This window comes from Ferrovibrio sp., from assembly GCF_002796975.1.
In the GTDB taxonomy this organism is placed as follows: domain Bacteria; phylum Pseudomonadota; class Alphaproteobacteria; order Ferrovibrionales; family Ferrovibrionaceae; genus Ferrovibrio.
The window spans coordinates 84216-97507 of record NZ_PEKV01000002.1 but is presented as its reverse complement, the minus strand read 5'-3'; the positions used below and the strand labels follow the sequence as shown (position 1 = coordinate 97507).

Below are 13292 nucleotides of genomic sequence, written 5' to 3'. Positions count from 1 at the left end.
GGGGGCGGGCAATGATCAGTATCCGGCTTTGGGCATTCGGTTTCGCGCTGCTGATTGCAACCGCAACTGGCCTGGTCTTCGTTGCCGACTGCCTGGCAGCCGACAGCGTCCGCGGCGACAGTCCCTATCAGCGCCCGATCCTGCGCAAGCAGTATCCAGCCATGGCCCGCGAGGCCGAACGCATCCAGTTCGAACCCGGCGAAAGTCTGCTGACGCTAGCCGCAACCCGCATTCTGGATCGGCAGGTTGCCGGTATCCGCGCGCAACCGAAGGCACCTGTGACGATCTACGGCTTCGCCGATGTCGAGGAAGGGGAAGGGCAGGTTGCCGAACGGCTGGCCCGCCGCCGGGCGGAAACCGTGCGCGATTACCTCTTGGCAAAAGGCCTGAATCTCTACCGGCTGAAGCTGGAGATCATCTTGCCGCCGGCCAGCTACAATCCGCCACTGGCCAGCGGCTGGTCACGGCCGACGCGTTACACGATCACGCGGCTGTCATCCTGGGACGAGTGAGCCTGGAACGACTGATTATTCTGCAGCGACGGCAGCAGCTTTTGTCGAACTTTGCCGGATCGCCACGGCGGTGAGCGTCGTCAGCGCCAGCATGAGCGCGACAAACCACAGTACGTAATTGGCGCGGCCGTGATCGAGCAGCAGGCCGATCACCAGCGGCGCCATCGCCGAGCCGGCATCGAGGCCGGAATAGACGAAACCGAACACACGGCCCGAGGCGCCCTTGGGTGCTGCGCCACGCACGATCAGATCGCGCGAGGGCGTGGTGAAGCCCTGCAGGAAACCGGCGCCGGCGATGGCAGCCACAAGCGCTGCGGCGGGCAGGTCGAGATTGGCCACCACCAGCATCAGAGCTGCCGCGCCCAGCAGGCCGGTGATCACGATGGCTTCCAGCTTCACGCCCTTGTCGGCGATCCAGCCGCCCACCATGACACCGCCGGACGCGCCGAGCAGGAAGCCGGTCAGTGTCGTGGTGGCCAGCGTGAGCGGTGTGCGGTAGAGCGCCTCAAGGGTGGCGGGCAGGAAATTCTGCACGCCGATCAGAGCGAAGGACAGCAGCAGGAAATAGCCGAAACACATCACCACCGGCAGGCTGAGCAGCGGGCCAAGCGCCTCCGCCTTCTCACCGGCCTTGGCGGCGGCGCGGCGGGCAGCGCCGGCATCTTCCTTCAGCAGGTCGCGGTTCAGCAGCAGGGCAGCGAGGATCGCATAGCCGACAAGGGCTGCGATAATCGGCGCAGCGCGCCAGCCGAACAGCGCGGCGCCGCCGGCCATCAGCACCGGCGCCAGGCCCCAGCCGAGATTGCCGCCCAGCGTATGCGTGCCATAGGCACGGCCGAGCCGCTTCTGGTCGACCGATGCATTCAGGATCGAGAAATCGGCCGGATGGAACACGCTGTTGCCGATGCCGGCAAGTATGGCGACCGGCACCAGCATCCAGTAGCTCGGCACCAGACCGTAAAGCAGAATCGCGGTGCAGAAGACGGCGAGGCCGCCAATCAGCACGTTACGTGCACCGATACGGTCGACCAGGAAACCGGCCGGGGTCTGCAGCACGCCGGAGGTGACGTAGAACAGCGTCATCACCAGACCGAGTTCGGTATAGCTGACGGCGAAGTCGTCCTTCAGGAAGGGAAACAGCGGCGGCAGCACAAGCTGGAAGAAATGGCTGCAACCATGGGCGACGCTGATCAGCGCCATCACCTTCAGATCGCGATTGGGGATGCTGGACGGCGTGCCGGCGGGAAGGACGAGATCGGTCATAATGGCCTGCGAGACGAACGAGAAGCTTGTCCGGCTGTATCGCCGGTTGGGCCAAGCCTAGCAGAGAATGCAGGCCGGGCCAGTGAAAACTCCTGCTACGGAGTAAACCGGACATAAAAAAAGCGCGGGGTTTGGGGCCCCGCGCTCAAGTACGGCTCCAAGCGGAGCCGCGCCTCATTTCTTCATCTTCACAGTCTTGTCGAGGAAGTCGTTGCTGTAGACCTTGGCAATGTCGAAATCCTTCTCCATGCCGAAATAGGTCTTCACCATGTCGTAGTCGCTCTGCAGACGCTTGGCGTCGAAGGCGCCGAGCGCGACGCCGGTGGTGGTCGGGTCGGTCATCAGTTCCTTGATGCGGTTCCACTGGTCGCGCTGGTTGGCTTCATCGAGACCGCTGACGCCGGTCATCAATGCCTTCAGGCAGGGACTGACATCGGCGACGCAGGCGGCGAAGGCCTTCTGCGAGACGGACACGAACTTGGCCACCTTGTCCTTGTTCTTGCCGAGATACGCACCATTCACGATGATCGAGTTGCCGTAGAGGTTCAGGCCGATATCGCGCCAGGCCAGGAAGCCCAGATCGGCACCGAACTCACGCACCTTCAGATCATGCTCGTTGTAGAAATCGCTGGTGATGTCGATCGCCTTGCTCTTCAGCGACGCCACCTTGGCCTGCGGCGTGATGTTGACGAAGGTCACGCTGTCGGTGGCGATGCCGACCTGCTTCGCAAAGGCCGGCCACATCACGCGCGAGGCGTCGCCCGGCGGATTGCCCAGCTTCTTGCCGGGGAAGTCCTTCGCCCCGGTGATCCCTGAACTCTTGAGCCAGTAGAAGCCCTGCGGCGAATTGGCATAGACGGTCATCACCGCCACCAGATCGGCGCCCTTGCTTTTGGCGACCAGCGCGGTGGCCATGTCGGCAATCGCAAATTCGGTATTGGCCGCGCCGACGCGCTGGGCTGAGACGCCCGAACCCTTGCCGGCTTCGATGCTGACATCCAGGCCAGCCTTCTCGTACCAGCCCTGGGCCTTGGCGTAATAGTAGGGGGAGTGGTCGGCGGTCGGCACCCAGTTCAGCAGCAGGTTGACCTTGTCCTTGGCCTGGGCAAGCGCGCCGCCGGCCGGCAGCAAAGCCGCCGCTACCGCGATGGCAAGAAGTCGGCGTGATGTCATGATGGTCCCCTTTGGTGCGTGATTCGCGCCCGGCCCCCGCCGGGTGATCAAAGAAACTCTAGCCATCCGGCCCTAAGCCGGTCAATAATTAATCAACCAGTTGGATGATAAGAGATGAGTATGGCAGGCCCTGCTGCAGATCGAGTACCCGCCCGGGAAGGGGGCGCCCGCGAGGAGGGCGACGGACGCCGCCGTGATCCGGTGGCGACCAAGGCCGCATTGTTGCGCGCGGCAGTCGCAGAATTCGCCGGCAAGGGCCTTGCCGGTGCCCGCATCGACGAGATCTCCCAGCGCGCCGGCGTCAATAAGCAGCTCGTCTACCACTATTTCGGCAGCAAGGATGAGATCTACGCCGCTGCGCTGGAGACGGTGTATGCCGAGATTCGCGAACGCGAACGCGCGCTGCATCTGGGCGATCTGCCGCCAGAAGCCGCAATGGAGCGCCTGATCGGCTTTTCCTTCGACTATCTGGCCGAGCATCCGGAATTCCTGGCGCTGCTGAATGACGAGAACCGCCAGGATGCCCGCCATGTACGCGGTTCGCAGCGGCTGGAGCAGATGCATTCGCCGCTGGTCAGCCTGATGCAGGAGACGATTGAGCGCGGTGCGAAAGAGGGCGTGTTCCGCGCCGATCTCGATCCGGTGCAGCTCTATATCTCGATTGCCGGCCTGTCGTATTTCTTCTTCTCGAACAACCGCACGCTTTCCGCGATCTTCGGCCGCGCGCTGGACAAGCCCAAGGCCGTGGCCGAGCGCCGCCGGCATATCATCGCTTTTGCGATGGGGGCCCTGCGCCCGTAAGGCGCGAGATGAAGTTTGGGCCCTAAACTGGCCGTCAAGCTTCCAATCAACTGGTTGGTTGATTAAGGCGTGGCGGCCTGCTAGGCTGCCCGCAGCAGAGGGGAATGCATATGGCTGCAGCCGAACCGGACACGCCACAGGAGAAGCCGAAAGGCCCTTACCTGCGCTGGCTGACCATCCTGGCGATCCATGTCGCTGCCATCATCCTGTGGGAATTCGCCGTTCGTGCCACCAAGCTGCCGGTCTTCATCCTGCCGGCGCCGAGCGCGATCTTCGTCACTTTGTCCAAGACCAACTATGCCTGGCTCAGCAACACCTGGGTAACGGCGCAGGAGATTTACGGCGGCTATCTGCTGTCGGTCGTCACCGGCGTCGCGCTGGCGCTGATGTTCACCTGGTCGCGGCTGCTGACCCTGCTGGTTTTCCCGCTGTTCATCACGCTCAACATGATCCCGAAAGTGGCGCTCGGCCCGCTGATCATCGTCTGGTTCTCCTACGGTATCGGCACCAACATCCTGATCACCCTGTCGCTCTGCTTCTTCCCGATCCTGCTCACCACGGTGCGCGGCCTGAAGGAAGTGGAGCCCGACCTGCTTGATCTGGTGAAGTCGCTGAAGGGCTCGCAGTGGCAGACCTTTCTCTACATCCAGCTGCCAGGTTCGCTGCCCTATATCTTTGCCGGCATGAAGGTGGCAGCCATCCTCGCCGTCGCCGGCGCCGTGGTCGGCGAGTTCATCTCGTCCGACAAGGGGCTCGGCTACCTGATGATCCAGGTGCAGGCCGCGCTCGACACCCCGGCCATGTTCATGGCCGTCATTCTCATTACCCTGCTCGGCATTGCGCTGTATCTGATGGTGTTGCTGCTCGAGCATCTGTTGGTTCGCAAGGATGCGAGGATTGCGTCATGACCAAGCTCGACGTCAAAAAAGAACTCTGGCTCGACGATAGTGCGCTGCCGGCAGGTTTTGCCGATGAGGCCGCGCTGGAAGAATTCATGACCCGGCCGAGCCGTGCGCTCGCCGCCGATCTCGAGGCCCTGGACGGCGACATCATGATTCTCGGCGTCGGCGGCAAGATGGGCCCGACCATGGCGCGGCTCGCCAAGCGTGCCGCGCCGGGCAAGCGTGTGATCGGCGTGGCGCGGTTCAGCGAGAAGGGCCTGAAGGAGGGTCTGGAAAGCCATGGTGTCGAGACCATCGCCGCCGACCTGATGGATCGTGCCGCGGTCGAGAAACTGCCGCGGGCAAAGAACGTGATCTTCATGGCCGGCCGCAAGTTCGGCGCCAGCGGCAACCAGGCGCTGACCTGGGCGATGAATGCCCATGTGCCGGCGCTGGTGGCCGAAAGCTTTGCGGCTTCGCGCATCGTCGCTTTCTCGACCGGTTGCGTTTATCCCTTCGTGCCGGTCGCCAGTCAGGGCTCGACCGAGGAGATGGCGCCCAATCCGCCGGGCGAATATGCCATGTCCTGCATCGGCCGCGAACGGATGTTCGAGCATTTCTCGCAGGTGCATCACACACCGGGCCGCCTGTTCCGCCTGAACTACGCCATCGATCTGCGCTATGGCGTGCTGCATGACGTGGCGGCTTCAGTCATGCGCGGCGAACCGGTCGACGTGACGATGGGCCATGTCAATGTGATCTGGCAGGGCGATGCCAATGCGCAGGCGCTGCGCTGCCTGAAGGCCGCCACGGTGCCGACCTCGCCGTTGAACGTGACGGGGCCTGAGACGATTGCCGTGCGCTGGCTGGCCGAAAGCTTCGCCAGGCGTTTCGGCAAAAAGGCGCAGATCACCGGCGAGGAGGCGCCGAGCGCCTGGCTCAACAATGCCGCCGAAGCCGCGCGTCTGTTCGGCTATCCGCGCATTTCGCTTGCCAGCATGATGGACTGGGTGGCCGACTGGGTGTCGCGCAGCGGTCGCAGCCTCGGCAAGCCGACCCATTTCGAGGTTCGCGATGGCACCTATTGAGGCGTTCGATATCGATCGCCTTGACCCTGCCAGTCTTCCGGGAGCGCTGGCGCTGTCGGCCGAGGCCGGCTGGAACCAGAGCGCGGATGACTGGCGCGTTTTTCTCGAACAGGGCCAGGTCTTTGTCATTCGCGATGAAGGCCGCATCGTCGCCACCGCCGCGATCCTGCCATATGGCGATTTCGCCTGGATCAGCATGGTGCTGGTCACCGCCAGCCATCGCCAGCGCGGGCTCGGCACCCTGCTGCTGCGGCACTGTATCGCCGAATTACGACGCATGGGCTGCACGCCCTATCTCGATGCCACGCCGGCCGGCGAGCAGATTTATCTGCCGCTCGGTTTCCAGCCGGTGATGAGCATCACCCGCTGGCAGGGCCGTGGTGCGGGCTTGGCAACTCCGGCGTCGCTCGCTGAACTCGATGCCTGTCTGGTGCGCGACACGATTGCCTTCGGAGCCCGCCGAGAGCCGCTGCTGCGCGCTTTCCTGAGCGGCGTGCCGGAACTGGCGATCCGCAGCAACCACGGCTTCGTCGCTGCCCGCAGCGGCCGGCTGGCGATCCAGATCGGCCCGCTCGGCGCCGACAGCGAAGCCGATGCCCTGGCGTTGCTGCGTACGGCGCTCGATCGTGCCACCGGTCCGGTGTTTCTCGATGTGCCGGATCGCTGGACGATGCTGAGCGACGAACTGCAATCCCGTGGCTTCACGGTGCAGCGCGGTTTTCGCCGCATGGCCCTGAACACATCGCAATGCAATGGCAATCCCGACCAGAGTTTCGTGCTGGCCGGGCCTGAATTCGGTTAGAGAGAGCAGGGAACAGGATCATGGGTTTGCATCATTCCGAACTGCCGGCTGATGTTCTGGCCAATCTGCGCAAGGGCGTGGCGATCCCCGCGCACCCGCTGGCGCTGGATGCCAACCGCAAGTTCGACCGCAGGCGCCAGCGCGCGCTCAGCCGCTATTATGTCGATGCCGGTTCGGGTGGTCTGGCGGTCGGTGTTCATACCACACAGTTCGCCATTCGCGAGGTCGGCTTGTACGAACCCGTGCTCACTGCCGCGATGGAAGACGCGAAAGCCTGGACCGATCGCCCGCTCGTCATGGTCGGCGGACTGGCAGGCAAGACCGCGCAGGCGGTGAAGGAAGCGCAGACCGCGGTGAAGCTGGGCTATCATGCCGGGTTGCTCAGCCTCGCCGCCATGAAAGATGCCGGCGTCGATGCCATCATCGCGCATTGCGAAGCAGTGGCGGCCGAGATCCCGCTGGTGGGTTTCTACCTGCAGCCGGCCGTGGGCGGCGTGGTGCTGGATGCCGAATTCTGGCGCCGCTTTGCCAGCATCGACAATGTCATCGCCATCAAGGTGGCGCCATTCCATCGTTACCGCACGCTGGATGTGATGCGCGGCGTGGCCGCCGCGCGGGCCGAGAAGCGCATTTCGCTCTATACCGGCAATGACGATCATATCGTGCTCGACCTCACCATTCCCTTTACGGTGAAGCGCGACGACGAGACGGTGAACCTGCGTTTCGTCGGCGGTCTGCTCGGCCACTGGTCGGTCTGGACCCAGCAGGCGGTCAAGCTGCTCGACAAGGCGCATGCGGCGGTCGCTGCAGGCAGCGTGTCGCCGGAACTGCTCGGGCTGGATGCGCGCGTCACCGACTGCAACGCCGCCTTCTTCGATGTCGCCAACGATTTCCACGGCTGCATCGCCGGCTGCCACGAGATCCTGCGCCGCCAGGGCCTGCTGGAGGGTATCTGGTGTCTCGATCCGCATGAGGGGCTGAGCCCCGGCCAGGCCGAGCTGCTGGATCGCGTCAGCCGCGAACATGCCGACCTGTCGGATGATGCCTTCGTGAAGGCCAATCTCGAACGGTGGCTGTCGTGACGCCGTTCATCCACCTCGAAAACGTTCGCAAGACCTATCGCGGTCGCGGCAAGGATTTCGTCGCTGTCTCCAACGTCACCTTCGACGTCAATGAGGGCGATCTGGTCTCGCTGGTCGGGCCTTCCGGTTGCGGCAAGACCACCGTGCTGAAAATTCTTGCCGATCTTCACGAAGCCGATACCGGCTGCACCGTCGAGATCGGCGGCGGCACGCCGTTCACGCCGGGCCGCGATGTCGGCATGGTATTCCAGCAGGCCCTGCTGCTGAAATGGCGTACCATCCTCGACAATGTGCTGCTGCCGGCCGATATCCTCGGTCTGCCGCGCAAGGCCGCGAAAGACCGCGCGCGCGACCTGCTGGCCATGGTCGGTCTCGCCGGTTTCGAGAGCAAATATCCCTACGAACTTTCCGGTGGCATGCAGCAGCGTGCCGCGATTGCCCGTGCGCTCGTACACGATCCGAAGCTGATCCTGATGGATGAGCCCTTCGGCGCACTGGATGCACTGACGCGCGAGAAGATGAATCTGGAGATGCTGCGCATCTGGCAGGAAAGCCGCAAGACCATCCTGTTCGTCACGCACAGCATCCAGGAAGCGGTCTTCCTCGGCTCGCGCTGCGCGGTGCTGACGGCCGGCCCGGCGCGCATGGCCGATTTCTTCGAGATCGAACTGCCGTTTCCGCGCACGCTGGATGTGAAGACCACCGAACGCTTTGGCGACTATACCAAGCGTATCTACCGTCAGCTCGGAATGGACTGAGCATCTCGGCTACCCAATGGTCGACGGCTCGCGGCTTCGCCTCTTGCCGTCGATTAAGGTTTATGCTATTATTCCTATAAAATAGAACATTTGTTCCAACACCTGAGGTGGTTCGCCGGGGCGTTTTCAGGATCAGACCATCGCCGCTGTTGGACATCGTAGATCGGAATCAATGACTTTGCACAGAATGCCAATGGCTTAGGCGGGAGTTAACAGGACGAAACAGGACTCAACAGGATGAAACAGGCTCTAACGGGACGGAACGGGATGTAACGGGCCTCCAATGGGACGTAACAGGCCCGCGAACAGGCCGAAACGGGCCGCCGCTAGACCGGCTGGCGGTCGATCCAGTCGAGATAGGCCTGCAGGATGTAGCTGGCGGCCAGCTTGTCGACCAGCTCGGCGCGCCGCGCCCGGCTCAGGTCGGCCTCGTCCACCATCATCCGCTGCACGGCCATGGTGCTCATCCGCTCATCCCATAGCGCAATCGGCAGCGGCAGCAGCTGGGCGAAATTGCGCGCGAAGGCTCGCGTCGCCTGGCAGCGCGGCCCCTCAGTGCCGTCCATGTTGACTGGCAGGCCCAGCACCAGCGCCGACACCCCTTCGCGGGCGATGATCTTCTGCAGTTCGGCGGCATCCTGGCCGAATTTCTTGCGCGCCAGCGTCTGGTAGGGGGAGGCGATGCGATGCCCGGCATCGGAGAGCGCCAGCCCGATCGTCTTGGTGCCCAGATCGAGTCCCAGATAGCGCTGACCGGTCTGTAGCCGGACCGGGCCTTCTGCGGGCTTGAACAAGGACTTAGCAGGGGGGGAGGCGGGGTTGCCGGGGCCGGTCACGAGTGTTATTTTCCGCCGCTATTTCAATGGATTCTCCCCAGTTTACCACCAGAGAGCGGACAACGCATGTCACTGGATAAAGCGGCCGTGGCGAAAATCGCCAAGCTGGCCCGGCTGAAGATGGAGCCGGACCGGCAGGAAGCCATGGCTTCCGAGCTGAACAGGATTCTTTCCTTCGTCGAGGAATTGCAGGCGGTGAATACCGACAACGTGCAGCCGATGACCTCGGTGGCCCCGATGAAGCTGCGCCAGCGCGAAGATGCCGTCACCGATGGCGGCAAGCCGGAAGCCGTGCTGAAGAACGCACCGCAGCGCCAGGGCGATTTCTACACTGTGCCGAAGGTGATCGAGTAATGGCCGCCATCGATCCCGGTTCGCTCACCATTGCCAGTGCGCTTGAAGGTCTGGCCAAGAAAGACTTCACCTCGGTCGAACTGACCCAGGCCTGCATCGCCAGCATGGAAGCGGCGCGACCGCTGAATGCCATGATTACCGAGACGCCTGAAAAGGCGCTGGAGATGGCCAAGGCTGCCGATGAACGTCGCAGCAAGGGCGGCGAAGTGGGCCTGCTGGATGGCGTGCCGCTGGCGATCAAGGATCTGTTCGCCACCCAGGGCGTGCTGACCACGGCGGCCAGCCATATCCTCGACGGCTTCAAACCTGAGTATGAATCAACCGCCACCGCCAACCTGTGGAAGCAGGGCGCGGTGATGCTGGGCAAGCTCAACCTCGACGAATTCGCCATGGGTTCGTCGAACGAGACCAGCTATTACGGTCCGGTGGTGAATCCCTGGCGCGCCAAGGATGGCACCAAACTGGTGCCCGGCGGCTCGTCGGGCGGCTCGGCAGCGGCGGTTGCCGCCGGCTTCGCGCTCGGCGCCACCGGCACCGACACCGGCGGCTCGATCCGTCAGCCCGCCTCGCTTTGCGGCATCACCGGCATCAAGCCGACCTATGGCCGCGTGTCGCGCTGGGGCATTGTTGCTTTCGCGTCTTCGCTGGACCAGGCAGGTCCGATGACCCGCACGGTGCGTGACAGCGCGCTGATGCTGCGGGCCATGGCCGGCTTCGATCCGAAGGACAGCACCTCGGTGGATCGCCCGGTGCCAGATTACGTCGCCAACCTGGATGGTGGCGTGAAGGGTATGCGCATCGGCATTCCACGCGAATATCGCATGGACGGCATGGATGCCGAGATCGTTGCGCTGTGGGAACAGGGCAAGCAGTGGCTCAGGGATGCCGGCGCCGAGATCGTCGATATCAGCCTGCCGCATACTCACTACGCGCTGGCGACCTATTACATCGTCGCCCCGGCCGAAGCCTCGTCGAACCTCGCGCGCTATGACGGTGTGCGCTACGGCCTGCGCGTGCCCGGCAAGGATCTGAACGAGATGTATGAGAATACCCGCGGTGCAGGGTTTGGCCGCGAGGTGCAGCGTCGCATCATGATCGGGACTTACGTTCTCTCGGCCGGCTACTACGACGCTTACTATACCAAGGCGCAGAAGGTGCGGACGCTGATCAAGAAGGATTTCGAGCAGGCCTTCCAGCGTGTCGACGCCATCCTGACGCCGACCGCGCCGAATGCCGCTTTCCCGATCGGCATGAAGAACGACGATCCGGTGATGATGTACCTGAACGACGTCTTCACCGTGCCGACCAGCCTGGCCGGTTTGCCCGGCATGTCGGTGCCGGCTGGCCTGAACAGTGCCGGCCTGCCGCTTGGCCTGCAGCTGATCGGCAAGCCTTTCGAGGAAGCGCAATTGCTGCGCGTCGGTCAGACGCTGGAGAAAGCCGCAAACTTCACCGCCAAACCCACCGCCTGGTGGAGGTCGTAACATGGCTGAGAAAGATTATATCCAGGGCGCCACCGGTGCGTGGGAGATCGTGATCGGCATGGAAGTTCATGCCCAGGTCGCATCGAAGTCCAAGCTGTTCTCCGGCGCCGATACCACCTTCGGTGCCGAGCCGAACCACCAGGTCAGCCTGGTGGATGCGGCGATGCCCGGCATGCTGCCAGTGATCAATGGTTTCTGCGTCGAGCAGGCGGTGCGTACCGGCCTGGGTCTGAAGGCGCAGATCAACCTGCATTCGGTGTTCGACCGCAAGAACTACTTCTACGCCGACCTGCCGCAGGGCTATCAGATCAGCCAGTATCTGCAGCCGGTGGTGGGCAAAGGCGAACTGCTGCTCGACATGCCCGATGGCAGCATCCGCACCATCGGCATCACGCGCCTGCATCTGGAACAGGATGCCGGCAAGAGCCTGCATGACCAGAGCCCGCGTGAGAGCTTCATCGACCTGAACCGCTCTGGCGTCGCGCTGATGGAAATCGTCTCCGAACCCGACATGCGCAACTCGGAAGAGGCGGGGCTTTACCTGAAGAAGCTGCGCACCATCGTGCGCTATCTCGGTACCTGCGACGGCAACATGGACGAAGGCTCGATGCGCGCCGACGTCAACGTGTCGGTGCGCAAGCCGGGCGGCCCGCTCGGCACGCGCTGCGAGATCAAGAACGTCAATTCCGTGCGTTTCGTGCAGCAGGCCATCGAATACGAAGCCCGCCGCCAGATCGAGATTCTGGAAGACGGCGGCAAGATCGATCAGGAAACCCGCCTGTTCGATACCGGCAAGGGCGTGACGCGCAGCATGCGCTCGAAGGAAGAAGCGCATGATTATCGCTACTTCCCGGATCCGGATCTGCTGCCGCTCGAATTCGAGCAGGGCTGGGTCGACCAGATCAAGGCGACGCTGCCGGAGCTGCCCGACGAGAAGAAGGCACGCTTCATCGAGAAGCTGGGCCTGAGCCCCTACGACGCCTCCGTGCTGGTGGCCGAGAAGGAGTCGGCCGACTTCTATGAGAAGGTGGCCAGGGGCCGCGACGGCAAGCTGGCCGCCAACTGGGTGATCACCGAGTATTTCGGCGTGCTCAACAAGTCAGGCCAGTCGATGGAGGAGTTCACCATCACCGCCGAGAAGCTTGGTGGCCTGATCGATCTGATCGCCGACAACACGATCTCGAACCGCCTGGCCAAGGATGTCTTCGCTCTCATGGTGGAAACCGGCAAGGACGCCGCCACCATCGTGGAAGAGAAGGGCATGAAGCAGGTCACCGACACCGGTGCGATCGAGAAGGTGATCGACGAAGTGATGGCGGCCAACCAGGACAAGGTGGCCGAGTATCGCTCGGGCAAGGACAAGCTGTTCGGCTTCTTCGTCGGCCAGACGATGAAGGCTTCGGGCGGCAAGGCCAACCCGGCCGCCGTCAACGAACTGCTGAAGAAGAAGCTGGCGGGCTGATCGCCGCGGGTCGCGCGTGACCAAGCTGTGAACTCAAAGCTGTGCCGGGCCGGGGTCGATTGACCCCGGTCTTTCTTTTTTGCAGTTTCGCGGGATTATTTCCGGTCTGCGCCGTTATCCATCCGCCCCGGACGAGGAACCGCGAATGATCCGCTCAGCACTTCTCTGTGCCACGCTGCTGCTTGTGCTTGCCGGCTGTACCTCCCGGCGTGAAACCGATCCCGGGCGGTCGGCCTCCGAAATGCTGCTCTTCTCCGAGGCCGCAGACCGCGCCGCCGACAAACTGACGTTCAATCTGCAGCCCGGCACCAAAGTTTTCGTGGATGCCACCTACACCGAAGGCACCGACAGCAAATATGCCGTCAGCGCGATCCGCGACCGGGTGGCGCGCAAGGGCGGCGACCTGGTGGACGACAAAGGCAAGGCCGACCTGATCATCGAGCCGCGCATCGGCGCGCTGTCGATAGATCGCGACCGCACCCTGTTCGGTACGCCCGCCATGCCGGTGCCGCTGGTGGGCCTCGAGATCCCCGAGATCGCCATCTTCAAGCGCAGTTACCAGCAGGGCGTGGTGAAACTGGCGGCCACGACCTACGACCCGAAAACCGGTCTGCTGGTGCAATCGCATGAGCCGGTTTATGCCTTCTCCAACCGCAAGGACTGGACTCTGTTCTTCCTGTTCTCATGGACCACCACCGACCTGATGCCCGAGGAAGAGAAGAAGGAGTGGATTGGCGATTGAAGGCCGGGAATCACGGCAGGCTAGTTTTTTCGGGTATTCAAAGCAGGTATGGGT

The 13292-nt window shown here is 63.2% G+C and carries 14 protein-coding genes; 11 read left to right on the top strand and 3 right to left on the bottom strand.

From position 1 onward, the window contains the following. Positions 1 to 11 precede the first annotated feature (11 nt). Positions 12 to 512: an OmpA family protein gene (locus CTR53_RS01150; protein WP_290808590.1), complete on the top strand. Its 501-nt coding sequence runs from the start codon at positions 12 to 14 to the stop codon at positions 510 to 512. Between the two features lie 15 nt (positions 513 to 527). Here the strand turns inward: CTR53_RS01150 and CTR53_RS01145 are convergent, their stop codons facing one another. Both CTR53_RS01145 and CTR53_RS01140 read right to left on the bottom strand, forming a co-directional pair. Further along, positions 528 to 1775 carry an MFS transporter gene (locus CTR53_RS01145; protein ID WP_290808587.1) on the bottom strand — a complete coding sequence of 416 codons (1248 nt, stop codon included), beginning with the start codon at positions 1773 to 1775 and terminating at the stop codon, positions 528 to 530. Positions 1776 to 1949: 174 nt separating this feature from the next. Beyond that, positions 1950 to 2948: an ABC transporter substrate-binding protein gene (locus CTR53_RS01140; protein WP_290808584.1), complete on the bottom strand. Its 999-nt coding sequence runs from the start codon at positions 2946 to 2948 to the stop codon at positions 1950 to 1952. Between the two features lie 120 nt (positions 2949 to 3068). On the opposite strand from CTR53_RS01140, the gene CTR53_RS01135 reads away from it, so the two are divergent. The 6 genes from CTR53_RS01135 (at position 3069) to CTR53_RS01110 (ending at position 8360) form a co-directional block, all read left to right on the top strand. Next, positions 3069 to 3749, top strand: a complete 681-nt coding sequence (locus CTR53_RS01135; protein WP_290808581.1) for a TetR/AcrR family transcriptional regulator — start codon at positions 3069 to 3071, stop codon at positions 3747 to 3749. A gap of 110 nt (positions 3750 to 3859) precedes the next feature. Then, the gene (locus CTR53_RS01130) at positions 3860 to 4657 is read left to right on the top strand and encodes an ABC transporter permease (RefSeq protein WP_290808578.1); all 798 of its coding nucleotides are present in this window, start codon (positions 3860 to 3862) and stop codon (positions 4655 to 4657) included. Next, positions 4654 to 5718: an NAD(P)-dependent oxidoreductase gene (locus CTR53_RS01125; RefSeq protein ID WP_290808575.1), complete on the top strand. Its 1065-nt coding sequence runs from the start codon at positions 4654 to 4656 to the stop codon at positions 5716 to 5718. The genes CTR53_RS01130 and CTR53_RS01125 overlap by 4 nt, the downstream gene beginning before the upstream one ends. Further along, positions 5705 to 6520 carry a GNAT family N-acetyltransferase gene (locus tag CTR53_RS01120; protein ID WP_290808572.1) on the top strand — a complete coding sequence of 272 codons (816 nt, stop codon included), beginning with the start codon at positions 5705 to 5707 and terminating at the stop codon, positions 6518 to 6520. The genes CTR53_RS01125 and CTR53_RS01120 overlap by 14 nt, the downstream gene beginning before the upstream one ends. 20 nt (positions 6521 to 6540) lie before the next feature. Continuing rightward, positions 6541 to 7602: a dihydrodipicolinate synthase family protein gene (locus tag CTR53_RS01115; protein ID WP_290808569.1), complete on the top strand. Its 1062-nt coding sequence runs from the start codon at positions 6541 to 6543 to the stop codon at positions 7600 to 7602. Next, complete coding sequence (locus tag CTR53_RS01110; protein WP_290808566.1) at positions 7599 to 8360, top strand: ABC transporter ATP-binding protein; 762 nt, start codon at positions 7599 to 7601, stop codon at positions 8358 to 8360. Before CTR53_RS01115 ends, CTR53_RS01110 begins: the two co-directional genes overlap by 4 nt. 326 nt (positions 8361 to 8686) lie before the next feature. Here CTR53_RS01110 and ruvX read toward each other — a convergent pair whose 3' ends face one another. After that, positions 8687 to 9154 (bottom strand): Holliday junction resolvase RuvX, encoded by a 468-nt coding sequence (gene ruvX / locus CTR53_RS01105; protein WP_290808563.1) that lies wholly within the window; start codon positions 9152 to 9154, stop codon positions 8687 to 8689. Between the two features lie 108 nt (positions 9155 to 9262). Between ruvX and gatC the strand changes: the two genes are divergently transcribed. The 4 genes from gatC to CTR53_RS01085 all read left to right on the top strand — a co-directional run bounded on the left by gatC (position 9263) and on the right by CTR53_RS01085 (position 13238). Further along, the gene (gene gatC / locus CTR53_RS01100; protein WP_290808560.1) at positions 9263 to 9550 is read left to right on the top strand and encodes an Asp-tRNA(Asn)/Glu-tRNA(Gln) amidotransferase subunit GatC; all 288 of its coding nucleotides are present in this window, start codon (positions 9263 to 9265) and stop codon (positions 9548 to 9550) included. Continuing rightward, positions 9550 to 11034 (top strand): Asp-tRNA(Asn)/Glu-tRNA(Gln) amidotransferase subunit GatA, encoded by a 1485-nt coding sequence (gene gatA / locus CTR53_RS01095; protein ID WP_290808557.1) that lies wholly within the window; start codon positions 9550 to 9552, stop codon positions 11032 to 11034. Before gatC ends, gatA begins: the two co-directional genes overlap by 1 nt. 1 nt (position 11035) lies before the next feature. Beyond that, a complete protein-coding gene (gatB, locus tag CTR53_RS01090) occupies positions 11036 to 12496 on the top strand; it encodes an Asp-tRNA(Asn)/Glu-tRNA(Gln) amidotransferase subunit GatB (protein ID WP_290808554.1) in 1461 nt (486 codons plus the stop codon). A gap of 145 nt (positions 12497 to 12641) precedes the next feature. Next, on the top strand, positions 12642 to 13238 hold the full coding sequence (locus CTR53_RS01085; protein ID WP_290808551.1) for a DUF6655 family protein: 597 nt from the start codon (positions 12642 to 12644) through the stop codon (positions 13236 to 13238). Positions 13239 to 13292 lie beyond the last annotated feature (54 nt).

Bases quoted from the DNA above. Each gene is read 5' to 3' on its own strand.
- CTR53_RS01150 (WP_290808590.1), top strand. From the start codon at position 12: ATGATCAGTATCCGGCTTTGGGCATTCGGTTTCGCGCTGCTGATTGCA.
- CTR53_RS01145 (WP_290808587.1), bottom strand. From the start codon at position 1,775: ATGACCGATCTCGTCCTTCCCGCCGGCACGCCGTCCAGCATCCCCAAT.
- CTR53_RS01140 (WP_290808584.1), bottom strand. From the start codon at position 2,948: ATGACATCACGCCGACTTCTTGCCATCGCGGTAGCGGCGGCTTTGCTG.
- CTR53_RS01135 (WP_290808581.1), top strand. From the start codon at position 3,069: ATGGCAGGCCCTGCTGCAGATCGAGTACCCGCCCGGGAAGGGGGCGCC.
- CTR53_RS01130 (WP_290808578.1), top strand. From the start codon at position 3,860: ATGGCTGCAGCCGAACCGGACACGCCACAGGAGAAGCCGAAAGGCCCT.
- CTR53_RS01125 (WP_290808575.1), top strand. From the start codon at position 4,654: ATGACCAAGCTCGACGTCAAAAAAGAACTCTGGCTCGACGATAGTGCG.
- CTR53_RS01120 (WP_290808572.1), top strand. From the start codon at position 5,705: ATGGCACCTATTGAGGCGTTCGATATCGATCGCCTTGACCCTGCCAGT.
- CTR53_RS01115 (WP_290808569.1), top strand. From the start codon at position 6,541: ATGGGTTTGCATCATTCCGAACTGCCGGCTGATGTTCTGGCCAATCTG.
- gatC (WP_290808560.1), top strand. From the start codon at position 9,263: ATGTCACTGGATAAAGCGGCCGTGGCGAAAATCGCCAAGCTGGCCCGG.
- gatA (WP_290808557.1), top strand. From the start codon at position 9,550: ATGGCCGCCATCGATCCCGGTTCGCTCACCATTGCCAGTGCGCTTGAA.
- gatB (WP_290808554.1), top strand. From the start codon at position 11,036: ATGGCTGAGAAAGATTATATCCAGGGCGCCACCGGTGCGTGGGAGATC.
- CTR53_RS01085 (WP_290808551.1), top strand. From the start codon at position 12,642: ATGATCCGCTCAGCACTTCTCTGTGCCACGCTGCTGCTTGTGCTTGCC.